This is a genomic window from Niallia sp. 01092 (assembly GCF_052318935.1).
Taxonomy (GTDB): Bacteria; Bacillota; Bacilli; order Bacillales; family Cytobacillaceae; genus Niallia.
Window position 1 is genome coordinate 22,632 of sequence record NZ_JBQRKO010000003.1, and the last position, 25,585, is coordinate 48,216.

A 25,585-nucleotide genomic window follows, 5' to 3' on the forward strand; every position below is an offset into this window, starting at 1 on the left:
CTGTGGCAACGCCGGCACTTGTACATCCTGTACGTCGGAGCCAGACACTAAACTAGTTTTGAAAAAAGCTGATAAAAAAGGATAGGGTTTCCCCTAAATATCTACCTTCAACAAACTTTTCTGTTTATGTTTTTGGTCATTATGCCTTTAATATCAGCTTTCATTCAAATGCATGATGCTTTTTTAGTTTTTAAAGCTTACTTCTTAATTAAATCATTACGATTTGATTGGTCAATCCACTCTTGTAGTTTATCTTTTAATGTATTAAAACCTTGTGCTTGATCAGCTTCTACTTTAATTGGTGCAGCTTGACGTTTTGCACGAGTTTTTTTTGCTTTTTCTGCTTCTGGTTGTGGAGCTGGAGCTTCTTCTGTTGCACGGATGGAAAGACCGATTTTACCAGCATTTTCATCAATAGAAAGAACTTTAACTTTTACTTCTTCTCCAACTTTCAAAAATTCATTAATATCTTTTACAAAGCCGTGTGTTACTTCTGAAATATGCACAAGTCCTTGTGTATTTTCATCTAAAGAAACAAACGCGCCATAAGGTTGAATACCCGTAACCTTTCCTGTAATTACACTTCCAACTTCAATTTTATCTGACATGAGAACACTCCTAATTTTTATTATAAATTTACTTTTATACGCAGTATAAAATTATACCACAGAATACAAGTCATTACAAAATGTTATTCACTTTGATAGAAGAAATCTTTTCCTTGGAAAAAAAAGAATAGCCCCTTTTACGGAACCATCCTTTTTAATTAATGGATATAAACAATTATTTTACTAGCTTGTAAGAATGATTTTCAACAAACCTTTTCATTCTTTTCATTGCTTCTTGGAGATGTTCCAATGAAGAAGCGTATGAACAGCGGATATGTCCTTCTCCACTTTCACCAAATACATTTCCTGGTACAACTGCTACTTTTTCTTCTAGTAAAAGCTTTTCTGCAAATTCCTCGGATGTATATCCTGTGGAAGCAATGGATGGGAATGCATAAAAAGCACCACCTGGAATATGACATGTAAGTCCCATTTCATTTAATGAGTCTACAATAAAGTTCCGTCTGCGGCGATAGCTTTTTTTCATTTCTTCTACATCATTATCACCGCTTTGAAGTGCTTCTAAGCCAGCAAACTGAGCCATCGTCGGAGCACACATTAAACTGTATTGATGGATTTTCAGCATTGCTTGAATCAGTTCTTCTTCTGCGCAGACAAAACCTAAACGCCACCCAGTCATGGCAAATCCTTTTGAAAATCCTGAGATTAAAATCGTTCTATCTCTCATTCCTTCAATTGCTGCCATGCTCGTATACTCTTCATCATAACTAAGTTCTGCATATATTTCGTCCGAGATAACGAGCAAATCATGCTTTTTGGCTACCTCAGCGATTGCTATTAGTTCTTCTTTCGAAAGAGTAGAGCCAGTTGGGTTATTAGGCGAACAAATCATTATCGCTTTGGTGTTTTGTGTTATTGCTTCTTCTAATTGTGACGGCAGCACTTTAAAATCATTTTCTTTTAATGTCTGTACGGCCACCGGAACACCACCGGCAAGTGCTACAAGTGGTATATAAGAAACAAAGCTTGGTTCTAATACAATCACTTCTTCCCCTGGGTTCAGAATTGCTCTTAAGGCAATATCTATTGCCTGACTTGCCCCAACGGTTACAATAATTTCGGATTTCGGATTATGTGAAACATGGAATCGTTTTTTCATATAATGAGCAATTTCCATGCGAAGCTCCAGCATTCCCGGATTCGCAGTATAAGATGTATATCCTTTTTCAAGCGAAAGGATTGCTGCTTCACGTGCAGACCAGGAAGTAACAAAATCAGGTTCTCCAACACCTAAAGAAATTACTCCTTCCATGCCCGAAGCTAAGTCAAAAAAACGTCTAATTCCCGACGGTTTCATTTCTTCTACCTTTTTTGCTACGTAACTTTTTGTCTGTTTCATTATGGTGACACCACTATTCGTTTATCATCATCATTTGGTTCAAAAACCGTTCCATCATGTTTATACTGTTTTAAAATAAAATGTGTCGTTGTAGATAAAACAGAATCAATTGTAGATAATTTATCTGACACAAATCTTGCCACATCATTCATGGAATTCCCTTCAATAATCACGGACAAATCGTATGCCCCTGACATTAAGTATAAAGATTTCACTTCTTTAAAGCGGTAAATTCTTTGCGCAACCTCATCAAATCCAACTCCTCTTTTTGGAGTTACTTTTACATCAATCATTGCTGTTACACCTTCATGACCTTCTACTTTAGACCAGTCGACAATCGATGTATAACGGACAACAACATTCATTTCTTCCAGCTTCGTTATCATTTGTTTTGTTACATCTAAACGCTCATTTATCATTTTGGCAATATCTTCATCAGAAATACGAGCATTTTTTTCTAATATTTCAGCAATTTCAATTTCTTTTTCTGTTAGTTTCATAAAAACCCTCCTGGTTAATAAAAAAGCGCAGGCGCCTTGTTTATCCCCGAAGAAAAATGTTCATTTGACTCAAAAAGTGCTTTTTACTTTCAGAGGCAAAGTTTTTTTCACAAGGTCTAGACGCTAGAGCTAAATACTCAAATGAATTCAAAATTTCTTATCTTTTAAAATATACCTATTATATCAAATTACTGATAAAATGAACGTTATTTTTTTAATTTTTGGCTGTTTTCTAAATTTTGTTGTTTTTTACGTAAATAAATGGGAGAAGAAGTACTCAGCAGACTGAATACACGTAGACTCCTGTAGGAATGCGAGAAAGACGAGACCCCACAGGAGCGTATGCGACGAGGAGGCTCGACGCTCGCCCACGGAAAGCGAAGTGTATTCGGGCTGCGGGTTAAAAGCAACTATCTATATGAAAACAGCCTATTTTTTTATAGCGAACAAGCTCCATTATCTTTAATCGCTAGAAGCTGCTTGGAAATATTTACACACTGGTCCATTGAAATATATTCTTCAAATGAAAATTCATAAATAGATTGAATTTTTTCCGCTAATGCATTTATATTATCTAAATCGTGAACTGCTTGAATACAGTCCGCAATTTCTGTTTCATAGTTTCCTTCCCCAATTTGAAAAGGATCCCACTTATTTAATACATTTACCATTTCTATATTCATTTCTTGAAAATTCATTATTATTCACCCTTACATCTTTTTCACTAACAATATTTTATCATAAACAAAATCGTTCCAACATATTTCTATCTGCTGAGAAGCTTTTTATTGACATTCATATGGACAAGTTTTAAGATTCAGTTAATAAAAAAAGGACGTGACATGATGGTAGCAATAGAAGTAAGAGGAGCACCTGTTTATTATGCATGTGAACCAGGTGTTTTAAATGAATTAGATGAACTGTTGCAAAAATATAATAAAAAAAACTGTTTAGTTGTACATGGAGAAAAATCATGGGATGCTATTTCTCCTTATTTTCCTAATACTTTTGAGTATGCATCTTTAACGTTTATTCCTTACAATGGGGAATGTTCGTTAACTGAAATTAATCGTATTGCAGCACTTGTAAGGGAAAATAGCTTTGATGCCATCATTGGGATTGGCGGTGGCAAGGTATTAGATTTAGTAAAAGCAGCTGGAAATGATGCAAATGTTGATGCTATATTAATTCCAACATTAGCTTCCACTTGTGCTGCCTGGACACCACTAAGTGTTATTTATACAGATGATGGAACATTTACTCATTATTCCATTTTTCCGAAAAGCACCTTAATGATTTTATTTGAACCTAGAGTTCTATTAGATTCGCCGACTAATTTCTTTATAGCAGGCATTGCTGATACTTTAGCAAAATGGTATGAAGCGGATGTTATTATTCGAGAACTAGAAGAGACACCTCTTGTTGTAACTATTGCTCATCAGACAGCACAATTATGCCGTGACGTATTACTGGAACACGGAGCACAAGCAGTTCATGATCAAAAAGATGGCCATCTTACTGCCGCATTAACAAAAGTAATGGAAACGAATATTGTTGCAGGTGGCATGGTTGGCGGTTACGGTGATAAATACGGAAGAATTGCAGGGGCCCATTCTATTCATAATGGATTAACTATATTAGAAGAAACGCATCATTTGCTGCATGGAGAAAAAGTAGCTTATGGAATACTAGTTCAATTAGCATTAGAAAAAAACTGGGATGAAATTAAACATTTAGAAAGTTTTTATCAGGCCTTGTCTTTGCCGTTAACTTTAAAAGATTTAGGCATCACAATTCAAGAAATAGATAAATTAAAAAAGGTCTCTGAAGCTGCAACGATACAAAAAGAATCTATTCATTTAATGAAAGAGGAAATTACAGCAGAGAAGGTATTACAAGCTATTTATGATTTAGAAGCTTTTATTCAAAAACATTAGAAGAATTAATGTTTTACACTCTGAGTGCTCAAATAATTTTGAGCACTTTTTTATTTTACATATAAAACAAAGGCTCTGTTAAACTTGTCTGTTGATTTCCGTTCCAGGCGTTCGCTTTCCGCGGGCGGTCCGGGAGCCTCCTCGGCGCTGTTCGACTGTGGGGTCTCCCGCTGACTCGCTTTTCCCGCAGGAGTCTCACGCCTTCCACTCCAATCAACATAGTGCCAAAATCAACAAGGAGCTTTAACATAGCCAAAACAAAAAAAACATCAATTATTAGTCATAAACATATGACTAATATAAGTCCCCATTTAGTTTTTTAATGTTAGGCAGTTTTCTCAAAATTTGTTGTTTTCACGTAAAAAAATGGGAGAAGAAGTACTCAGCTGACAGAATACACGTAGACTCCTGTGGGAATGCGAGAAAGAAGAGACCCCACGAGAGCGTATGCGAGACGCTCTCCCACGGAAAGCGAAGTGTATTCGTGCTGCGAGTTTAAAAGCTACAATCTTTACGTAAACAGCCTAATGCTTAAAAAATTGTAAATTCATTGACAATTCCATTATGTCAGAATATGATTTAATATAAAGTTGTATTTAGGAAACTTTTTAATATCAAGCAAAATTTCAAATAGAAACAAGGTGACAGCATGGATAATGAAAACTCCTTAAGCAATAAAAATCATTCTTCCGCACAAGCTGTTCTCGATGGAAGAATAACAGGATTAAAAAAAATACTTCCGTTCTTAGGTCCCGCCTTTATTGCCGCTATCGCTTATATTGATCCAGGCAATTTTGCAACAAATATAGCTGCTGGATCTAAATATGGATATTTATTGTTATGGGTTATCTTTTTCTCGAATATTATGGCACTTATTATTCAATCATTGTCTGCAAAACTTGGAATCGCTACTGGAAAAAACTTACCGGAAATTGCAAGAGAAGAATTTCCAAAACCCGTATCAATTGGATTATGGATTCAAGGTGAGCTAGTTATTATCGCTACCGATTTAGCCGAATTTATCGGCGCAGCACTCGGTATATATTTACTATTCGGCATTCCATTAATAGAAGCAAGCATTATTGCAGCTGTGGGATCATTCGCAATTTTAGAATTACAAAGAAGAGGCTTCCGTTCTTTAGAAGCAGGCATAACTGCTATGTTGTTTATCGTAGTTCTTTCCTTTATTGCTCAAATATTTTTTGCCAAACCAGAAATGAGTTCGGTCTTGCATGGATTATTCACCCCGCAATTTAAAGGTACTGACAGTATTTTGCTTGCTGCCGGTATTTTAGGAGCAACAGTTATGCCACATGCTATTTACCTTCATTCTGCCTTAACACAAAAAAGAATTGTCGGCGAAACAACGCAAGAGAAAAAAATGATTTTCCGATATGAGTTTATTGATATTCTTATTGCGATGCTTATTGCTGGATTCATTAATGCATCAATGTTGATTGTATCAAGTTCATTATTCCATAAAAATGGAATTTACGTAGAAGACTTATCGGCTGCTTTTCACCATTTTGAACATTTGGTCAGTCCACTGTCTGCAATATTATTTGGCTTAGGGCTATTAATTGCAGGACTATCCAGTTCTTCTGTTGGAACGATGGCTGGTGATGTTATCATGCAAGGATTTATTCATTATCGAATCCCTCTTTATGTAAGACGGCTTATTACCATTATCCCGCCGATTATTATCATCGCATCCGGCGTTAATCCAACAACTGCATTAGTTCTTAGTCAAGTTGTGCTATCATTTGGAATTGGCTTTGCCTTAATCCCATTAATTCTATTTACAAGCAACAGCAGAATTATGGGCTCGTTAAAAAACTCTAAAATAATTACAATTATCTCATGGGCTATGGCTGTTCTTATTATTTTCCTGAACATATTTTTACTAGTTGAATCATTTTAAAAAACCCCGCTAATCGGGGCTTTATTTTTTGGCTCTGTTAAACTTGCCTGTTGATTGCAGCGAGAGGCATTCGCTTTCCACGGGCGCGGTCCGGAAACCTCCTCGGCGCTGTACGCTGTGGGGTCACCCTTTGACTCGCTTTTCCCACAGGAGTCTCACGCCTTCCGCTCCAATCAACAAAGTATCAAAATCAACAATTAGCTTTAATACAGCCTATTTTTTAATAACACCACAAGAAATTCTCGCTCCAGAAGCCCCTGCTGGCTGTGTCATTCCATCATCTTGATTTTCCGTAATTACAATAGAGGTTCCATTTATAGTAAACAAAGAATTTTTTCCGTCCTTTAATGTCACTTGAGGCGCCATTATTTCTGCCTTTACAGAACCATCATCCTCTACGATAATATTCGGGAGATCACCAGCATGAGCTCCTTTTGGATGAAGCAGACCATGCTCTTTATTATCTGGATTAAAATGATTTCCTGCTGATTGGAAATCAGGTCCCTCACATTTTCCTACGTCGTGAATATGAATGCCATGTACGCCAGGCGTCAACCCTTTTAAATCAATATTTAACATAACACCAGATGATTTTTCCGTTAACGTAATTTTACCTAATGAGTCACCAACATCATTCATCATTTCCACCTCTACTTTGCTGACTTCCTTTTGTCCACAACCAGCAAGAAATATTATGGATAGAAAGAAAACGACAATTTTATTCATTTTATTATTTCCTCCGAAGACATTTTCTTTTATTGTTTGTAAAAATAAAATTATTATGCCTTCTTATCTATTTATCATGCATCAAATCAGTATAATATTAAATAGTATTAGATCAAAGGAGGATTCTATCATGTCAGAATTAACTGCGGGAACAATTGTTACAGCTCTTTATAAAACAGGAAAATATATTGGTGAAATTACGGAGATTCGTGCACAAAGTTATTTAGTTACAGTGCTTGGAGTATTAAAGCATCCGATGCAAGGTGATTTACATCATCCAAAAATAGTAGAAGGAGTTTTTTTTCATGAGCGAAAAGCTCTTGGATACAAAGAGAAGATGAATGCACCAAAACAAATGGTCAAAGTATATGAAGGCAGTATTCCGTCCTATAAAGAATCATTGCAGCAAGCGGTGAACAAAATGGAAGGTGAACTGATAGAAGATTCGTCTGACTATGCGCAACGAAGCTTACATAATCTAAACGAACTAAAAAAAGAATATGCGCTTAACTAAATTTTAAAATAGCATGGGCTAAAAGTGAATTTCCCACAAATAAAGGGGGGCCTTCCTCTTTATTTGTGAGGATAAGGATCTTAAGCAAACTTATTAAAAAGTTTTGTTACATCAATAAGTTCACCAATTGTTGTCGGCTCTGGTTTTTGTAAATATTTTTTATCTTTTTCTACCAGTCTGAATATATGATATGTCGTTAAAGCATCGTCTAATGCCCGATGATGTTTTCCAATTCCTTCTCTTCCGTATTCCTTTACTGCTTTCCACAGTCCGGTTTGATTTTGATCTCCAAAAAAACGTTTATATTCCATCGATAAATCAACTTCTTTACTTTGTAGAGTAAATGGAAGTCCCGCTTTTGCATAATTATTTCTCAGCACCTTCATATCCATATTGCCCCACGTCACAACCGTATTTTCAAAACCGATGCTTATCTCCTCTATTTTCTTCACTAAATCGTAAAAAGAGATGCCGTTATTCACTTGTTCCTGTGTTATATGTAAAAAGGATTTGCATCGTTCAGAAAGAATTGAAAATTTCCGAGGAGCTACATAAGAAGAAAATTGTTCTCTAATCACATCATTTACAACCGCTACAATGCCTACTTCAATTATTTCAGGATAAAACCCTTTGAATCTTACACTTTTTTCAGGCATAGTAAATTCAAAGTCTATAAATAAATGCTGAATCTTTTCCATCTTTTCACCTTCTCTCTTTCACCATATTTTACGATCAAGATGACAAAATAGATAAACTAACAAGAAAAGCGGAACCTGTGCAACATCGGCACTAGTACATCCTGTACATTGAAGCTAGACACCTGTCGGACTTCAGAAATTTTATGCTTTTCTTTACTAAAAAAATAACCTTGTTAAATACATTATGAATACAGTTAACCGATTTATGTTTACTTTTATTATAACAGAATATTCCTTCATCTTCTAAATTTTCTGCATTTTCCAAAAGAATTCTATTTTTGGTTTCGCTCTTGTGATACCGCATGATTCATCGTTTCAAAATGAGGATGAGTAACAGTATAAAAGAATGGAGTTTAGTATGATATTGAGAATAGGATGTATTTAGGTGGGATTGGGACTTATGCTAAAACCAAAAGCCCTTTTCTTCTAGGGGAGCATCAAAAGTTTTTTTGTCTTGTTCTAGTCATAAGGAGTTTTCCTCGAGTCATTGAGTTAGTATAGACATTTACTCATTTCGACATTTCGAGGAAGTACTCCTTCCTTATAACCTAGAAATTTGCTACAAATGGACAAAATAGGTGGAATTTATTTAACTTAGTCAACTAATGTGATATCAATCTATGTATCATACACAAATATAACGTGTCACAATCGATTGCTTGATTACTTTCTCTAAATGTTTCTTTTGTTTTTCTAATTGAATTTGTTCTGGTTTGTAGTCATCTTTACAATGAACAATAAGTAATAAGTGCTTCTCTTTTTGCTCTATCCTCACATCTTCCACAATATTTCTTTTCGTGGCATTTAAGCATTCTGCTATTTTTAAAACAGCTCCTAATAAAGAAAGCCTTGAAATTTCCGCTTTGTCAAACCAACTTTCAAATAATTTTACATACTGTTTAAAGCTGCCTCTTCTTTTATAAGAAGCAATAAGCGCTAGCCTAACTCTATCTTGATGCGACAGCCCTAATATTGTTCGGTTAATTAAAATGTAAAAAGTATGATGACTGCTTGATTCTTCATTTATATATTTACCTAAATTAAAAATTGCAGATCCTTGCTTTAATAGCTTTAAATCTTTTTCGCATAGTGGTTTCAACATAAGATTCGATTGTATTTCCGTAAAAAGGAGTTGAGCAATTTTGTATACTTGTTCACTATTATTTTTATTAATATTAAAGTCCTCTATCAGTTCAGCAATGCTGGCATCGACAATAGAACTAGACTTTGTTTCATTTTTATTTATCTTTTGATAAAGCACTCCTTCTCTCAATCCTTTACGGCTGTATATAAAGCGAGGAGCCTTTACTCGTTCACAGATCGCATCTAATGCCTCTATAGCTGGTAAAATCGTATCCACTCGGTCTTTTGATAAGCCTTCTAAATCTTGTAATTCAGCAACAGATAAAGGGACTATTTTTTCTTTTACCTTTTTTATTTCTGAAACTTCCATCTCATACTGGTGAATGCCAGCGATTGGATAATCAATCATCGTTTGATGAATTTGTATTATATTTCTCGCACTTCCTCCAATCGCAATAATAGGAATTTTTTTATCTTTAACCCATGGAAGTGTATCCAACTGCTTTTGAACATAATCACTAATTTTTTTTCGCTCTTCACTTGTCGGTACGTCACCTGCTACATATTGCAGCTTTAATGATAAAGAACCAAACGGCAGACTAGCATAATGAATAAGTTCTCGATTTTTAATACAAGTAATCTCTGTGCTTCCGCCCCCCATATCTACGGTTATGCCGTCAGTAATATCTGTCGATTGAATAACAGCTAAATAACCACAATACCCTTCTTCGTACTCATTTAAAATTGTTACATCTAAACCAGTTTTTTCTTTCACTAAAGTTAACACATGTTCTTTATTTTTTGCTTGTCGTATCGTAGCTGTTGCCACACAAGTAACATCTTCTACTTGAAAATATCGAAGCAACGAACTAAAGGTTATCAACGTGTCAATTAATTGGGTAGTTCCTTCTTCTTGTAAAACTCCTTTATCATCTAAATAAGTACGCAAACGTGTACTTACCTTAATGTTCTCTAATTCTTTAAAACCATTACCTCCTGCATACAGCTTGTAAATCACTAGTCTTGTTGTATTAGAGCCAATATCAATGATTGCAACTTTTTTCTTCAAAATTACACCCTCCATTCCATCTCACATATATTCATTTATACCCACAAAACCTATACAGAAATCATCTACTAGTAATAATTACTTACTTTAGCATATATACAAAAAGGACCTCAGTTTTATACTAAGGCCACTTTTTCTATTCTGAAGGGGGTTAAGATAAAGAAATCCAATCCCTTAAAAGAGCAGCAACATTAATTAGTTCAGGTTCATAAAACCATAAACTTTTTTTAAGCCCCCTAATGAAGATTGGCTGATTTTCATCAACTTTTGCTTCATTCCCTGGGGAGTCAATTCTACTTTCTCTTGCTTCACACTATAAGCCATTTCACAAAACTGTGACTGACTATTGATGCTCTCTTCTCCTTCTCCTTTTGTGACATAATGATAATTGCCATTACTATCTTGTTCACGAGCCTTTCGGTTATCTGCCAACATCAAATCTAACCAATTATAGATTCGCTTTTTCAGATGATCTTTTAATATAGGAAACAGAATTTCCACCCGATTTTCCATATTGCGTGTCATCATATCTGCAGAGGATAAAAACACTTTCTTCATCCCATTATGATGGAAAGCATAGATGCGTGTATGCTCTAAAAATACACCGATAATACTGCATACACGAATATTTTCACTCACTCCTTGAATGCCAGGGCGTAAGCAGCATACACCTCTAATGATAAGATCTATTTTTACACCTGCATTGGAAGCTTCGTATAATTTCATGATAATTTTTTTATCAGTTAACGAGTTCATCTTCGCAATAATATGACCATTTCCACTTTCTTGATGATAAGCTATCTCTTTATCAATCAATTCTATAAAAGTATCTCTTATACCAAATGGCGAAACGGATAAATGATGATAATTCGGTTTTTCCATATGTCCGCTTAAATAATTAAAGAAGTTTGTCGCATCAATGCCAATTTTAGGATCAGATGTAATTAACCCCATGTCTGTATAAATTCTTGCGGTTGCATCATTATAATTACCTGTGCCTAAATGAACGAACCGCTCTATTTTCATTTTCCTTCTACGAACAACGAGTGTTATTTTACTATGTGTTTTTAAATACGTCATCCCGTAAATAACATGACAGCCAGACTTCTCAAGCTCTTTTGCCCATTGAACGTTATTTTCTTCATCGAATCTTGCTTTTAATTCAACAAGCACTGTAACTTGCTTGCCTTTTTCCGCTGCTCTCTCCAAGCTTTTAATAATCGGAGAATCTCCACTTACTCGATATAATGTTTGCTTAATCGCCAATACATCGGGATCATCCGCTGCCTGCGAAATAAAATCCACCACCGGTTCAAATGATTCGTATGGATGATGCAATAAAATATCTTTCTCTAATGCTATTGAAAAAATGTCGGTTTCTCCTTCTAAATCTTGTGGAGGCTGTGGAATAAATGCTGGCTCTACTAAATGTTCATGTGTTGCTGAAATCGCTTTATAAAAGGAGAACAGGAAGGTCAAATCTAAAGGTGCACGCGTATAATATACATCCTTATCATGGATTTCCAATTCTTCTTTCAAATATTCTATCACTTCACTATCGAATAAATGACTTTGTACTTCGAGCCTAACAGCAGCTCCCCATTTACGTTTTTTCAATTCCTCTTCGATTTCTTTTAATAAGTCTTCCGCTTCATCCTCATGTATCGTTAAATCGGCATTTCTTGTAATGCGGAAAGGCGTTGTCGATACGACATGATAACCTTTAAATAGTTTATTGCTGAATTGTGAGATTACTTCTTCCAGCAAAACAAAAATACGTTTATCATCTTCCGCCGGAATTTCTATATAACGGCTAATAACCGAAGGAACTTGTACAATCGCAAACTTTGAGTAATCTTCTGATTTAATCGTTTCCTCTTCGATTTTAATTCCAATATTTAAAGATTTATTTAGTAGCATAGGAAATGGTCGATATGCATCAACAGCCATAGGAGTCAATACAGGAAAAATTTGTTCATCAAAAAATGTTTCTAAAAATGCTAAAGCATCGGTGGATACCTCTGATACTGGAACAATACGTACATTTTCTTTTTCTAAAAGTGGTGTTAACTCATGTATATACGTGTGATCTTGCTTGTCTACTAATTTATGAGTGATTTCAGAAATAGCACCAAGCTGTTCTTTTGGCGTCATTCCTGCTTTATTTTCTGGCTTATTGTAACCGGCCTTTACTTGATCTAATAACCCCGCAACACGTACCATAAAAAACTCATCTAAGTTGGAACTGAAAATAGCAAGAAATTTATATCTTTCTAAAAGTGCATTTTCTCCATCCATTGATTCTTCAAGTACACGCTGATTAAAATCAAGCCAACTTAATTCCCTATTATTATAAAAAGAAGGATTTTCTAAATTAATATCCGTTTTAACCTCGTTTGCCGTGTTCAATTTTCGACATCCCCTTCGACAAAATTACATTTTTTTCATCATCTAAAAAATACCATTATATTGTAAACGCTTAGTAAAGAAATTGTAAATGTTAAGTTAAAAAAAGGTTTACCACCTATTATTTGGATAATAGTTTTTTACAATATCTATGCTTGATGAATTCTTGTGTCATTTTTAGACTGACAGCCCTCTTGCATCATCGTAAATAGGTTTAGCTCTATATTTATTAAGGATTAAGTCCTTCACCTCTAAGCAAGTACAGGTAGCGTTTTCTAATTAGTGTCTTCAACTGATTCCCTGAAGTTTCAGCTTTCTGAAACGAGTTCATTTTGGTTGTTGTATTTTTCCAAAGGGATCGAAATATTTATTATTTCCACAATACTCTTATTAGTTTCATCTATTTACTTATTTCGACATTTTAAAGAGATACTCCTTTTTATATGTTAGAAAACTTGAAATAAAATGAATTTTAAATTCAAATGAAGCCATAAAAAAGTGGATTTTTCCCCTTCGACGAATATGTACACAATCAAGGTATCAAATTCTAAGAACGGGGGCTTATTTATGACTATTGCGATGTTATTAGGGAAATGATCAGAACTTCCCCACTTATTATTTCTGCATAAAAATAAATTAATATATTTACTCAAACTTCGCACCTTCAAATTCGTTTACAAATCTTGATATGACTCGGTTTAGAACAATAAATCAGAAAATATTGGGATACCCCAATCATAATGCTAACTGCAATGAGTGAAAAATCGGATATCGTAAAAGGATTAAAGCATGGGGCAGATGACTATATTACGAAACCTTTTGATGAAGAAGAGCTGACAGCAAGGATTGAAGCCGTTTTACGCCGACAAAAAAACGAATGTAAAAAAATTTCATTTCGAGGTCTAACACTTGATCTGGATTCTTTTCAAACTCGGTATAACGAAATAGAAATTGCCTTAACGCCTAAGGAATTTGAAATGATAAGCTTATTTTTAAATAACCAGAATAAAGTTTTTACGAGAGAACATCTAATTACATCTATTTGGGGTTATGATGGTTCAACTGAAGATCGAACGATAGATTCCCACGTCAGAAATTTACGGGTAAAACTGCGAAAAGCAGGCTTTCCTGCTGATGATTACTTAATAACCGTCTGGGGTATTGGATATAAATGGACTGGCAAGCGGTAAAAGTTCATTTATATCCAATACCCCACAGGAGTCTCACGCCTTCCGCTTCAATTAACAAAGTATCAAATTAACAATTAGCTTTAACATAGCCAAAAACAAAAATATTTTTTTCATTATTTTTTACGTGTTTCTACCTATTTAAAAGAAAAGACTAAATAAGGGTCTTAACATTTTTCTTCTTGTGCAGAGGGCTTTTTTTTACGTTATAATTTTATTGACTTGATTCATTTCATCAAAAAAGTTTATATCATTCCATTTAAAATATGAACAATTGGCTGGGATTTTCTATTTTCTGCTTTTGTTCGAGGAGGTTATATTTTGACATTACTGCATTGGGTTGTGCTATCCCCATTTTTATATGCTCTTTGCATTCCTTTTATTGATTATTTTTTTAAAAACAGACATATAGGCTGGTTTATTGTTCCGCTGCCGCTCCTTTTGTTTCTCTACTTTCTAAGCAATATAACATCTATATCTAATCAACATACAATAATGGAAACGGTACAATGGATACCTTCTTTAGGCATTAATTTTACTGTACATTTAGATGGACTTGCTTTGTTATTTGCTTTGCTTATTACCGGAATCGGTGCATTAGTTATTTTTTACTCCATTTTTTATTTACATAAAGAAAAAGAGAAATTAAACCTTTTTTATTTTTATCTTCTTCTATTTATGGGAGCAATGCTTGGAATTGTTATTTCTGATAATTTAATTGTTCTTTATACATATTGGGAAATAACTAGTTTATCTTCTTTTTTACTTATTGGCTATTGGAATGAAAGAAGCAAATCACGGAATGGTGCATTAAAATCGATGATTATTACTGTTTTTGGCGGTTTATCAATGTTAGGCGGCATCATCTTGCTTTATTTAATAAGTGGAACCTTCCAAATTTCAGAAATGATTTCTTATGTTCAAAACCAAAACATTGTATCGCATTCGTTATTTATCGCTGCAATGATTTGTATCTTACTCGGTGCATTTACGAAATCTGCACAATTTCCTTTTCATATTTGGCTGCCTGATGCAATGGAAGCTCCAACACCAGTAAGTGCTTACTTGCATTCCGCAACAATGGTAAAAGCAGGCATCTTTCTTATTGCGAGATTAAGTCCAGTATTTGCGGAATCTGCTCTTTGGCTTTTGATCATTTCATCTGTTGGAATCATTACATTGCTTTACGCTTCCTTTTTTGCTGTAAAACAAACCGATTTAAAAGGAATTTTAGCTTACTCGACCATCAGTCAGCTTGGCATGATCATGTCATTATTAGGAATTGGGGCAGCAGCAGTTCATTTTGATGTATTAGATAATGGTTATGCTGCTGCTACAGCTGCAGCGTTATTTCATTTAGTAAACCATTCGACCTTTAAAGGAAGTTTATTTATGATGGTTGGGATCATAGACCATGAAACAGGGACGAGGGATATTCGAAAATTAGGCGGATTAATGACGTTGATGCCGCTTACCTTTACTGTTGCTGTTATCGGTAGTTTTGCCATGGCGGGACTTCCTCCATTTAATGGCTTTCTCAGTAAAGAAATGTTTTTCACCTCGATGGTGCATATCCAAAATTTAAAGTGGATGCAATTAAATACATGGGGATCTTTGTTCCCTATTTTCGCTTGGATAGCTAGTATTTTCACTTTTGTTTATTGTATGGTCCTTGTATTTAAGACATTTACAGGAACTTATAAACCAGAACAATTGCCAAAAAAGCCGCATGAAGCGCCAATCGGCATGCTCATTTCGCCGCTTATCCTTGTTTCCCTTGTCATTGTATTTGGTTTATTTCCTAATTTGCTGTCTAACTCCATTCTGTCGCCAGCTGTATCGGCCGTTTATGGTGGACAACCTTATGAGCTAGAAATCTATCATTGGCATGGATTTAACTTGGTATTTTTAATGACACTTGGTGTCTTTATACTTGGAACGGTCTTATTCTTAACCGTCTCCAAATGGAAGAAAATTTACAGATTATTTACTGATACATTAAATCCTATCTTCCATTTCCTTTTGACTAGAAGCACTTTTGTTTCTAAAAAAATAACAGATCTTTATATGGTTGGTTCTATTAGAATTTATCTGCTTTATATTTTTGCTTTTTTAGTTGCTGTATTAGGCTATACACTTATTGTGGAAAACGCTGTAAATTTCCAACACAAAAACCTTGCTTCTATTGGATTTTATGAAATGTTGCTTTCCGTTATCTTAATTGGGGCAACGATATCGATTCCTTTTGCCAAGTCACGCTTGTCTGCGATTATTTTATTAGGTGCAGTAGGTTATACGGTTTCTTTATTTTTTGTTATCTTTGGAGCACCCGATTTAGCACTTACACAATTAGTGATAGAAACAGTATCCGTATCCTTATTTCTATTATGTTTCTATCATTTGCCAATAAAGGCGAGACGAAAGAAAAGCATGCCTTTTAAACTGACGAATGCTGTTATTTCCATAATGGTTGGCATAACAGCAACTATTATTGCCATAACTGCCTATAACACTAAATTATTCGATTCTATTTCTGCGTACTATATAGCAAACACGTATAAAAAGGCAGCGGGAGAAAATATGGTAAATGTTATTTTAGTGGATTTCCGCGGCTTTGATACCTTATTTGAAATAGCAGTACTCGCCATTGCCTCAATCGGCATTTATACGATGATAAAATTGCGTTTAGGAGGAAGAAACAGTGAAAACAAATAACCTGATACTCCAAACTGTAACAAAAACAATTGTTTTCCTTATTTTCCTTTTTTCAATTGATATTTTTTTTGCTGGACATTATACCCCTGGTGGTGGATTTATCGGCGGTTTAATGACAAGTGCTGCCATCGTGCTGTTATTGTTAGCCTTTGATTTGAAAACGGTTCAGAATATTTTTCCTGTCAATTATATATACGTTACCGCTGCCGGCTTACTTATTGCTGTATTAACAGGGATTAGCGCTCTGTTCCGTGATAAACCTTTTTTAACACATGCTTTTAATAAACATGTCTATTTACCAATTATCGGAGAAACCTCTCTTCATACTGCGGCAATATTTGACTTAGGTGTTTATTTAGTTGTTGTTGGCATAACAATGACAATTATTCAAACGATTGGAGAGGATGATTAATGGAAATTTTAATGGCTGTCATTATTGGAATCTTATTCACTTGTGCTACGTACTTAATGCTGTCGAAAAGCTTACTGCGAATCATTATCGGCACAGGGCTTTTAAGCCATGGGGTTCATTTACTGCTTTTAACAATGGGAGGATTAAAAAAAGGCGCAGCACCGTTGCTTGACCAACATGCAAGTTCTTATACAGATCCTCTTCCTCAAGCATTAATACTTACGGCTATTGTTATTAGCTTCGGTGTAACCTCCTTCTTTTTAGTACTTGCCTATCGAACGTATCAGGAGCTGGGTACTGATAATCTGGAGAAATTACGAGGGAAAAAAGAACATGACTAATTTGATTATATTACCAATTATCATTCCTTTTATAACAGGAATCGTATTGATCTTTTTTAATAAAAAAGTGCTTTTGCAACGTGTTTTATCTATGATAAGTTTGTTTTGTTCTATCATTATTTCCTTATGGATAATAGGAAAAGTCAAAGCTGATGGCATACAAACACTTAATCTGAGCAACTGGGATGCTCCATTTGGCATTACAATTGTATCGGATATGCTTTCCGCTTTATTAGTGTTAACAACCAATGTGGTAGCATTATGCTGTATCTTGTATTCGATTAAAGGAATCGACAAAGATAGAGAAAACTATTTTTATTATTCTATTATTCAATTTTTGCTTGTAGGTGTCATTGGGGCTTTCTCAACAGGAGATATCTTTAACTTATTTGTTTTTTTTGAAGTAATGCTTATGTCTTCCTATGTACTACTTGTCATCGGCGGCACGAAAATTCAATTAAGGGAAACTGTTAAATATATACTAGTGAATATTATTTCATCGGCCCTTTTTGTAGCGACAGTCGCGTATTTATATGCTGTTGTGGGAACACTGAATATGGCCCACATCTCAGCAAGAATTTCAGAAGTTGGCCATTCAGGCATTATAACCGTTATTGCAGTATTATTTTTAATCGTTTTTGGTTTAAAAGGTGCTATATTCCCGTTATTTTTCTGGATGCCAGGCTCTTATTATGCAGCACCGATTCCGATCCTTGCCTTATTTGGCGCTCTTTTAACCAAAGTAGGAGTTTACGCAATCACAAGAACTTTTACGTTATTTTTTTATCAAGATACGAGCTTTATTTTCTCTTTATTAAATGTCCTTTCCTTAATAACCATTGTACTCGGAATAATTGGTGTGATTGCCTATAATGATCTTAAAAAAATTATTATCTACAATATTTTAACAGCAGTTGGCGTTATTTTATATGGAGTTGCGTCGTTAAATGAAACAGCTATCATCGGCTCTATCTATTATTTAATGCATGATATGATCATTAAGACTGCATTGTTTTTATTAATTGGCGCCATTATTTTCGCTGCAGGATCTAATCATTTAAAAAATATAAGTGGGTTATTAAAAAGTTATCCTGTACTTGCATGGACGTTTTTTATTGCGGCGGTTTCTCTAGGAGGAATTCCTCCTTTAAGCGGCTTTGTCGGGAAATTGTTGATCGTCCAAGGAGGATTTAAACAGCATGATTACATCGGCAGTTTTATTGTCTTATTGTCGAGCTTGTTTGTCTTGCTGTCTGTAATGAAAATATTTATTAAAGCCTTTTGGGGAAACGAATCGAAAAAGGAAACCTTATCGATAAAATTATTGCTCGTTCCTTCCATTATTCTTGTCTGTCTTTCTTTTGCGATGGGATTATTTTCTGAAGCAATTTATCCTTATATTTCATTAGCAGCCGAAACATTGCTTCACCCAGAGCATTATATTGAAGCAGTTTTAAAGGAGTAGTGAACATGGCATTTCAACTATTATTAAATATATTTTTAGCATTTATCTGGATGTTTTTAAAAGGTTCTGCAAAAGCAGATGCTTTCTTGATCGGTTATATTCTTGGTTTGCTGATTATCTTTATCACAAGGCGTTTTTTTACAAGCCGCTTTTATTTGTACCGTGTTTTTGCCATTTTAAATTTGCTTGGTATTTTTTTAAAAGAATTGATAGTAGCAAATTTTGCGGTATTAAAAGCTATTTTGCAGCCAGCATCAAAACTGACTCCCGGTATTTTTGCAATGGAAACAGTTCTGACAAAAGATTGGGAAATTACGACATTATCTAATTTAATCACTTTGACACCTGGTACGTTAGTTGTTGATATTTCAGAAGATAATAAAATACTTTATATACACGCAATGGATATTCGCGATAAAGAAGAAACGATTAAAAGTATTCAAAATAGCTTTGAAAAAGCAATCTTAGAGGTGAGTAAATAATGTTGATCGTCATTATGCATATTTCCTTATTTATCATCGCTTTATCAATGGCAGGGTTTATTTACCGAGTCATAAAAGGACCATCAACTCCTGACAGAGTCGTTGCATTAGACGCTATTGGCATCAATTTAGTTGCCATCATTGGCATCCTGTCTATCCTGTTAAAAATAGATGTATATATAGAAATTATCCTTCTGATTGGAATTCTTGCTTTTATCGGGACAGTAGCGTTCTCGAAATACTTAGAAAAGGGGATTATTATCGAACGTGATCGAAATCATCATTAACATAATCATTGGTTTCCTTATACTTAGTGGAGCATTGTTGAATTTGATTGCAGCAGTTGGGGTTATCAAACTGCCCGATGTTTATACTAGAAACCACGCTGCTTCCAAATCTGCAACGCTTGGAGTAATGTGTATTCTTCTTGGAACTTGTCTTTATTTTTTACAAACAGAAGGAGTTTTTCACTCTAGTTTGATTCTCGCGATTGCGTTTATTTTTCTTACTTCACCTGTTGCCGGACATCTTATTATCCGAGCAGCCTATCATACAAATGTTCCAATGGCAGATCATACGATCAGAGACGATTTAAAAGCAAAAAAAGAAGCTGATTCATCTAAATAGTTGTTTATTTCCGAGGAGCAGCGATTTCAAATTCTGGTTTCCTTTTTGAAATCTTACGTGCCCATTAAATAGTGGTGGAGTGCCCTTCACCACTATTTTCTATCTTCATACGATTATATTCATTACCTTCACAATAACTCTACTCTTATTTAGTGCGATTTTTCCCCATTTTTTGTTCTTCATTTTATCATTTTGCATAGAATATGTAACAATATATATTCGTAAACGAAAGGATTGTCCTTATGTATCGACCTCATTATCCTTATAAAAGGATGCATTCGATCATCAATCATCCTTATTTGCATTATCCCATGATGTTCCGCGAGCTGCCGGCAGTAAACCCAAATCAATTAATTCATTCTGCACAAGATTCTTTAAGCCTTTTAAAGGATTGTGAAACCATTTTGACAAGAATTTCCCATTCGAAAGAATTTTCAAGTCAATTAATGAGTGCTGCACAAGCATCCCAAAATCAGACGGTTATCCAACTTATTCAATCACTCGGCATAAAAAACATGCCAAAAATCTCCTATAACCCTGACGGAATTACGTTTAATTTTGACCATAAAAATCAACCGCCACATTGCTGCTATTTCTCTATTCAACTAAAATGGATAGAGAAATAGCAAGTATTGCATTCGTTTTAAACGATTTTATTAATAATAAGGATACGGTCCATACGGTGCTGGACCATAAGGATACGGTCCATATGGCGCTGGTCCGTAATAATATGGTCTTGGTCTAACTATCGCCGCACCAAGAAACCCGCCTAATAAGCCACCAACAAAAGGACCTGCAAACCAAATTCTTGAATCTTGCGGATGTCTATATCCATACATCATCAGCGATTACCTCCACTCTTTTTCTATTTGCTCCCTACTCTATTACATATGCATATGCCCGTCATTTGGACTGGGCTAAAACCTCTTAGCAATTGTCATATATTATCCTTTAACCTTTACTTTTGCCTACCATGCCCACTCAGAACTATTAATGTCTAATTTTGAGTATTGTATAGGCTGTTTTCGTATAGAATGTTGCTTTTAAACTCGCAGCCTGAATACTTCTTCTCCCATTTTTTACGTAAAAAACAACAAACTTTGAGAAAACAGCCATTGTATAAATCGATATTTTCTTTTGCTGATTTAGGCAAAGGCAAATTCATCAATTTAATCACCCTTCACATAAAGCTTGTTTATACTGTAAAGAAAACACGGAAAGAAAAGGAGGGATTTTTTACATTGAACGACTTATATAATATAGAAGACAAAACAGCTATCATAACAGGTGGGGGACGAGGATTAGGACAACAAATGGCCATTGCATTAGGAGAAGCAGGTGCAAACATTGTGATTTGCTCACGAAATATAGACAATTGTTTAAAAACAGTGGAATTATTAAAAGAGAAAGGGATTCAAGCATTAGCATTACCTTGTGATATCGCAAAGCAAGAAGATATTGATGCAGTTATTGAACGTACAATAGCCGAATATGGAAAGATTGATATTTTAATTAACAACAGTGGAACCTCATGGATGGCTCCTATTCTTGATTATCCAGAAGATAGATGGGATAAAGTAATAGACACCAACGTGAAAGGCACTTTTTTATTTTCACAATCTGCTGCAAAAAAAATGATCGAGCACCGGAGCGGAAAAATCATTAATATCTCCTCTGTTACTGCCTACTATGGCACACATCCTCATTTTTTGGATGCAGTTGCCTACAATACAAGCAAAGGTGCGATCATCACCTTAACAAAAGAATTAGCCGTAAAATTAGCACCATACAATATTCAAGTCAACGCTATTGCTCCTGGTTTTTTTCCAACAAAAATAACGACTGTTTTAGATAAACTTCAAAAACCGATTCTTGCCAAAATTCCTGCTAGCAGATTTGGATCACCAGAAGATTTAACAGGGATCACACTATTATTGGCAGGGCATGCTTCCGATTATATTACAGGACAAACGATTGCGGTCGATGGCGGATTATCCTCTATGCTTTAACAGCTAACAAGATCATAACGATATCAATAATTAACGTACAGAAAGGAAATGAAACGAATGGTACAAGTTACATTAGATGTATATCAGCTAATAAGAAAAGGTGGAAATTTGCTTCAATATCGGATAAATACTATCATAAAAAATAAATTAAACAATGAAAATCTGATTTTATTAGCAAATAATCGCAGTAAAGCATTAACGAAAAAAGTTATACAAGTTCAGAACCATGTGGAAAGATTAGCCTCTATTCTTCATCTTCCTACTAAAACAGACGTATCTAATGCTACTCAGCTTATTCTTCAATCAGAAGAGAAAATCGATAGTTTAGATGAACAACTTTATGAATTAACCACTATGCTACAAGAGATACAACAGCATGTAAAGACATTATCTACTACAGATAACCCTGAATTAACAAACATTTCCACAGATCTTTTAAAACAAAAAGAAGGAATTGAAGCTATTCAGCAGGACGTGTTAGACGTAAAAGAAAAAATCTCTGAACAAAAACAGCACTCCGAAGATAATAACGATAAGGTGCTGTAAATAATGGGGAAAAATCAACGTCGTTCCTACCTACACCCAACTGACTCCTTAGATTATGATGCTGGCCCAACTACCAGACATGCTGTTTGGAAAAAAAATAAAGCAACCTTATGGTATTATCCAGCACCAACGAAACGGTATAAAGAACCTGTTTACCTTGTTTATTCTTTAGCAAATAAACCATATATTTTAGATTTAGGCCCTTCTATCAGTTTCATTCAAGCACTTACTAATGCCGGATATGACGCATATTTAATCGATTTTGGCATACCTGCATTTGAGGATCGTTTTATTTCAATCGATGATTATATAGTAAAATATATTGATAAAGGGTATCAGCGTGCCCTTAGGCATGCTGGAGTAGATGAAATGAACATAATCGGATTCTGTTTAGGAGGAACATTAGCAGCAATTCACGCAGCATTTACAAAAGAGAAAATAAAAAATTTGATTTTAGCTGTTACACCAATTGATTTTCACTCCTTCCCTGATTATGATAAATGGCTTCTTGCATTACGAAATGGAGAAGTTGATATAAATGAGTTAACGGATAGAATCGGAATTGTTCCAGCCACTTTTATTAAATACGGAACAAAAATGATTGTTGCACCTATTACCTTTAGTCATTATTTATCTTTATTAAAACTACCGCCTGATCCAAAACATTTGTACAAGTGGACGCGTATGAATGAATGGACAAATGATCATATTCCTTTTACAGGGGAAGCAGGTAAAAAAATAATGAACGACTTTATTCGTGATAACAAAGTACTAAAAGGGGGACTGACCATTAACGGTGAAATCATTGATTTCAAAAACATTACATGCAACTTCCTTGGGTTTGCGACAAAAAATGATCCTTTAGTTCCCAGCAATTTATGTGAACCTATCGTAGATCTTATTTCAAGTGAAGATAAAACGTTTAAATTACTAGAAGCCGGACATATTTCCTTAGTTACAAAAGAAAAACTAATGGACTTTATGGATCTCTGGCTGGAAGAGCATTCTACACCTTTATAAACGGAAGCGCTTTGGTTAGCCCTAAAGTAAATTGTTCTCGTAACTAAACACGACATAAAAAGGTGAAAACCCTTGTTTGATGATGGGTTCTCACCTTTTTTTACAAGATAAGAAAGCATAAAATTTCGAACCTAGTTTAGTGTCTAGCTCCGGCGCCTAGCCCCTGTGAAAAATAACCTCTTGCCTCTAAAAGTAAAAAACACTTTTTGAGTCAAGAGAACATTTTTCTTCGGGGCTGAACAAGGCGCCTGCGCTTTTCTTATTAGCCCGAAAAAAGTTAAATATTCATATCCTATTACTTCTCGTCTATTTCAAATCTTTCTACCAGCAGCGCAAGGGTTCTTGTCATAGCACCGGTCGCTCCTATATCTCCTAGATCAGAATTCGATTTTGTAGTAGAAGTGCCGGCTATATCAAGATGTACCCAAGGAGTTCCTTCCGAAAATTCTCCAACAAAAGCACCACCCATAATCGCATGGCCTTCTCTTCCTGGAGAATTATTTAAATCCGCAATGATACTGCTTCTTATCTTTTTCTTATGGCTTTCAAAAATCGGCAGCCGCCAAATCGGTTCTCCTGCTTCGTAGGATGCCTCTAGTACTTGCTCAAAAAACGATTCATTATTCGTCATCGCACCAGTTGTTTCCATACCTAATGCGATGATGACGCCACCTGTTAATGTTGCTACATCAATTAAGTAATTCGCTCCATGATGTTTTGCATACGTAACAGCATCTGCTAAAACCAACCGACCTTCTGCATCTGTATTTAATACTTCAATGGTTTTCCCGCTCATAGATGTGATCACATCATCTGGTTTAAAAGCAGCACCGCTAATCATATTATCCGTTGATGGAATAACGGCCACTACATTTTGTTCTGGCTTTAATTCGCCGATAATTTCCATCGCGCCTAGAACGGCGGCTGCACCACCCATATCTGTTTTCATGCCAACGATGCCATCCTTTGTTTTAATCGAGTAGCCACCCGTATCAAAGGTTATTCCTTTGCCAACTAAGCCAATCACATCATGCCATTTTTCCTTCCCTTGATATTTCAGCACAATCATTTTTGGAGGCTCAACAGACCCTTGATTTACCGCCAACAAGGCACCCATACCGAGCTTTAACATATCCTCTTTTTCTAAAATTTCTACTTCAAAAGAATAAGTGGCGGCAAGTTTTTGTGCATATTCTGCTAAACAAGCTGCTGTTAGCATATTTCCTGGTAAATTAACTAAGTCACGAGCAGAATTTGTTCCTTTTCCATATACATAACCAACATGTAAAGCTGCTTCCAATTTTTGTTGATCTGCTTGACTGAAGACTGTAATTTTTTCAACCTTTTTCTCTGGTTCATTTGATTTTTGCTTATAGCCTGTAAATTCATATGTCGCTAATGCAAAAGCTTCGCTAAATGCATGGGAGGCATCTGATGCGTCTATTTTTTCTGTTACAAAAGAATCGATATAAATAGATGTTTCCATCCATTTTTCTTTTTTTATGTCTTTCCATGTCGCTCCAAAAATTTCTTTTAATACATCAAAAGTTAATTCTTTTTCTTTTCCTAATCCTACAAAAATAATTCGTTTTGCGCCTATTTTTCCAAACGTATGTATTTTCGCAAGTCGTTTCTTCTTAGCTGAAATATCTCCGCTTTTCACTAAATTTGTAAGCTCTCCTTGAAAAACCTCATCCAGCTGCGCTAGTTTTCCTTCGAATTTAATTGTCTTGTCAAAGAGTCCAATAATAATGCTTTCTTGAGTACTAAAAATATCCCACTCCGCCTGATTAATAAACAAATAGATGACCTCCACCCTTTTTCTTCTTATTATACTGAAAAGATCATACTATTTAAAAAATAATGATTAGGTAAAGGCAGATTAGTACGTAAAACAAATCGTTATTGGTTATGTTATAATAATAGTAAATCTAACCCCCAGTTAGATCACATTTGTAA

Annotated in this window: 24 protein-coding genes and 1 pseudogene; 15 read left to right on the forward strand and 10 right to left on the reverse strand. The window is 35.0% G+C overall.

Going from position 1 to position 25,585, the window contains the following annotated elements; genetic code table 11:
* Positions 1 to 197: 197 nt before the first annotated feature.
* The 4 genes from yugI to ACTXGU_RS03915 all read right to left on the reverse strand — a co-directional run bounded on the left by yugI (position 198) and on the right by ACTXGU_RS03915 (position 3,166).
* Positions 198 to 608, reverse strand: coding sequence for a S1 domain-containing post-transcriptional regulator GSP13 (yugI, locus tag ACTXGU_RS03900; RefSeq protein ID WP_443480193.1), 411 nt, complete (start codon positions 606 to 608; stop codon positions 198 to 200).
* Positions 609 to 783: 175 nt separating this feature from the next.
* On the reverse strand, positions 784 to 1,968 hold the full coding sequence (locus ACTXGU_RS03905; protein WP_443480194.1) for an aminotransferase: 1,185 nt from the start codon (positions 1,966 to 1,968) through the stop codon (positions 784 to 786).
* Positions 1,968 to 2,468 (reverse strand): Lrp/AsnC family transcriptional regulator, encoded by a 501-nt coding sequence (locus ACTXGU_RS03910; protein ID WP_443480195.1) that lies wholly within the window; start codon positions 2,466 to 2,468, stop codon positions 1,968 to 1,970. Before ACTXGU_RS03910 ends, ACTXGU_RS03905 begins: the two co-directional genes overlap by 1 nt.
* A 437-nt stretch (positions 2,469 to 2,905) precedes the next feature.
* On the reverse strand, positions 2,906 to 3,166 hold the full coding sequence (locus ACTXGU_RS03915; RefSeq protein WP_443480196.1) for a DUF1871 family protein: 261 nt from the start codon (positions 3,164 to 3,166) through the stop codon (positions 2,906 to 2,908).
* Between the two features lie 144 nt (positions 3,167 to 3,310).
* Here ACTXGU_RS03915 and ACTXGU_RS03920 point away from each other — a divergent pair, with 144 nt between their 5' ends.
* Together ACTXGU_RS03920 and ACTXGU_RS03925 are read left to right on the forward strand one after the other, a co-directional pair.
* Positions 3,311 to 4,405: an iron-containing alcohol dehydrogenase family protein gene (locus ACTXGU_RS03920; RefSeq protein ID WP_443480197.1), complete on the forward strand. Its 1,095-nt coding sequence runs from the start codon at positions 3,311 to 3,313 to the stop codon at positions 4,403 to 4,405.
* A gap of 649 nt (positions 4,406 to 5,054) precedes the next feature.
* A complete protein-coding gene (locus ACTXGU_RS03925; protein WP_443480198.1) occupies positions 5,055 to 6,326 on the forward strand; it encodes an Nramp family divalent metal transporter in 1,272 nt (423 codons plus the stop codon).
* A 213-nt stretch (positions 6,327 to 6,539) separates the two neighbouring features.
* Here the strand turns inward: ACTXGU_RS03925 and ACTXGU_RS03930 are convergent, their stop codons facing one another.
* Positions 6,540 to 7,052 carry a superoxide dismutase family protein gene (locus ACTXGU_RS03930; RefSeq protein ID WP_443480199.1) on the reverse strand — a complete coding sequence of 171 codons (513 nt, stop codon included), beginning with the start codon at positions 7,050 to 7,052 and terminating at the stop codon, positions 6,540 to 6,542.
* Between the two features lie 130 nt (positions 7,053 to 7,182).
* Between ACTXGU_RS03930 and ACTXGU_RS03935 the strand changes: the two genes are divergently transcribed.
* Entirely contained in the window at positions 7,183 to 7,566 is a 384-nt protein-coding gene (locus ACTXGU_RS03935; protein ID WP_443480200.1) for a kinase-associated lipoprotein B, read from the forward strand.
* Between the two features lie 80 nt (positions 7,567 to 7,646).
* Here ACTXGU_RS03935 and kapD read toward each other — a convergent pair whose 3' ends face one another.
* The 3 genes from kapD to ACTXGU_RS03950 all read right to left on the reverse strand — a co-directional run bounded on the left by kapD (position 7,647) and on the right by ACTXGU_RS03950 (position 12,825).
* Complete coding sequence (kapD, locus tag ACTXGU_RS03940) at positions 7,647 to 8,264, reverse strand: 3'-5' exonuclease KapD (protein WP_443480201.1); 618 nt, start codon at positions 8,262 to 8,264, stop codon at positions 7,647 to 7,649.
* Positions 8,265 to 8,889: 625 nt separating this feature from the next.
* Positions 8,890 to 10,416, reverse strand: a complete 1,527-nt coding sequence (locus tag ACTXGU_RS03945) for a Ppx/GppA phosphatase family protein (RefSeq protein WP_443480202.1) — start codon at positions 10,414 to 10,416, stop codon at positions 8,890 to 8,892.
* 195 nt (positions 10,417 to 10,611) lie between these two features.
* Complete coding sequence (locus tag ACTXGU_RS03950) at positions 10,612 to 12,825, reverse strand: RNA degradosome polyphosphate kinase (RefSeq protein ID WP_443480203.1); 2,214 nt, start codon at positions 12,823 to 12,825, stop codon at positions 10,612 to 10,614.
* Between the two features lie 707 nt (positions 12,826 to 13,532).
* On the opposite strand from ACTXGU_RS03950, the pseudogene ACTXGU_RS03955 reads away from it, so the two are divergent.
* The 9 genes and pseudogenes from ACTXGU_RS03955 to ACTXGU_RS03995 all read left to right on the forward strand — a co-directional run.
* Positions 13,533 to 14,012, forward strand: a pseudogene (locus ACTXGU_RS03955) (response regulator transcription factor); the annotation flags it as partial.
* A 318-nt stretch (positions 14,013 to 14,330) separates the two neighbouring features.
* Positions 14,331 to 16,724, forward strand: coding sequence for a Na+/H+ antiporter subunit A (locus tag ACTXGU_RS03960; RefSeq protein ID WP_443480204.1), 2,394 nt, complete (start codon positions 14,331 to 14,333; stop codon positions 16,722 to 16,724).
* Positions 16,711 to 17,136, forward strand: a complete 426-nt coding sequence (locus ACTXGU_RS03965; RefSeq protein WP_443480205.1) for a Na(+)/H(+) antiporter subunit B — start codon at positions 16,711 to 16,713, stop codon at positions 17,134 to 17,136. The genes ACTXGU_RS03960 and ACTXGU_RS03965 overlap by 14 nt, the downstream gene beginning before the upstream one ends.
* Positions 17,136 to 17,477 carry a Na(+)/H(+) antiporter subunit C gene (locus tag ACTXGU_RS03970; RefSeq protein WP_443480206.1) on the forward strand — a complete coding sequence of 114 codons (342 nt, stop codon included), beginning with the start codon at positions 17,136 to 17,138 and terminating at the stop codon, positions 17,475 to 17,477. Before ACTXGU_RS03965 ends, ACTXGU_RS03970 begins: the two co-directional genes overlap by 1 nt.
* On the forward strand, positions 17,470 to 18,942 hold the full coding sequence (locus ACTXGU_RS03975) for a Na+/H+ antiporter subunit D (protein ID WP_443480207.1): 1,473 nt from the start codon (positions 17,470 to 17,472) through the stop codon (positions 18,940 to 18,942). Before ACTXGU_RS03970 ends, ACTXGU_RS03975 begins: the two co-directional genes overlap by 8 nt.
* A 5-nt stretch (positions 18,943 to 18,947) precedes the next feature.
* Complete coding sequence (locus ACTXGU_RS03980) at positions 18,948 to 19,424, forward strand: Na+/H+ antiporter subunit E (RefSeq protein WP_443480208.1); 477 nt, start codon at positions 18,948 to 18,950, stop codon at positions 19,422 to 19,424.
* Positions 19,424 to 19,711: a Na(+)/H(+) antiporter subunit F1 gene (locus ACTXGU_RS03985; protein WP_443480209.1), complete on the forward strand. Its 288-nt coding sequence runs from the start codon at positions 19,424 to 19,426 to the stop codon at positions 19,709 to 19,711. Before ACTXGU_RS03980 ends, ACTXGU_RS03985 begins: the two co-directional genes overlap by 1 nt.
* Complete coding sequence (gene mnhG / locus ACTXGU_RS03990; RefSeq protein ID WP_443480430.1) at positions 19,695 to 20,051, forward strand: monovalent cation/H(+) antiporter subunit G; 357 nt, start codon at positions 19,695 to 19,697, stop codon at positions 20,049 to 20,051. The genes ACTXGU_RS03985 and mnhG overlap by 17 nt, the downstream gene beginning before the upstream one ends.
* Positions 20,052 to 20,293: 242 nt before the next feature.
* Positions 20,294 to 20,677 carry a hypothetical protein gene (locus tag ACTXGU_RS03995; protein ID WP_443480210.1) on the forward strand — a complete coding sequence of 128 codons (384 nt, stop codon included), beginning with the start codon at positions 20,294 to 20,296 and terminating at the stop codon, positions 20,675 to 20,677.
* A 30-nt stretch (positions 20,678 to 20,707) separates the two neighbouring features.
* Here the strand turns inward: ACTXGU_RS03995 and ACTXGU_RS04000 are convergent, their stop codons facing one another.
* Positions 20,708 to 20,890: a hypothetical protein gene (locus tag ACTXGU_RS04000; RefSeq protein WP_443480431.1), complete on the reverse strand. Its 183-nt coding sequence runs from the start codon at positions 20,888 to 20,890 to the stop codon at positions 20,708 to 20,710.
* 402 nt (positions 20,891 to 21,292) lie between these two features.
* On the opposite strand from ACTXGU_RS04000, the gene ACTXGU_RS04005 reads away from it, so the two are divergent.
* The 3 genes from ACTXGU_RS04005 to ACTXGU_RS04015 are packed head-to-tail and all read left to right on the forward strand — an operon-like array spanning position 21,293 to position 23,626.
* Positions 21,293 to 22,060, forward strand: a complete 768-nt coding sequence (locus tag ACTXGU_RS04005) for an SDR family oxidoreductase (RefSeq protein ID WP_443480211.1) — start codon at positions 21,293 to 21,295, stop codon at positions 22,058 to 22,060.
* A gap of 57 nt (positions 22,061 to 22,117) precedes the next feature.
* Positions 22,118 to 22,606, forward strand: coding sequence for a hypothetical protein (locus tag ACTXGU_RS04010; protein ID WP_443480212.1), 489 nt, complete (start codon positions 22,118 to 22,120; stop codon positions 22,604 to 22,606).
* 3 nt (positions 22,607 to 22,609) lie between these two features.
* The gene (locus ACTXGU_RS04015; RefSeq protein ID WP_443480213.1) at positions 22,610 to 23,626 is read left to right on the forward strand and encodes an alpha/beta fold hydrolase; all 1,017 of its coding nucleotides are present in this window, start codon (positions 22,610 to 22,612) and stop codon (positions 23,624 to 23,626) included.
* A 295-nt stretch (positions 23,627 to 23,921) separates the two neighbouring features.
* On the opposite strand, the gene ACTXGU_RS04020 is transcribed toward ACTXGU_RS04015, so the two are convergent.
* Positions 23,922 to 25,427: a leucyl aminopeptidase gene (locus ACTXGU_RS04020; RefSeq protein WP_443480214.1), complete on the reverse strand. Its 1,506-nt coding sequence runs from the start codon at positions 25,425 to 25,427 to the stop codon at positions 23,922 to 23,924.
* Between the last annotated feature and the right edge of the window lie 158 nt (positions 25,428 to 25,585).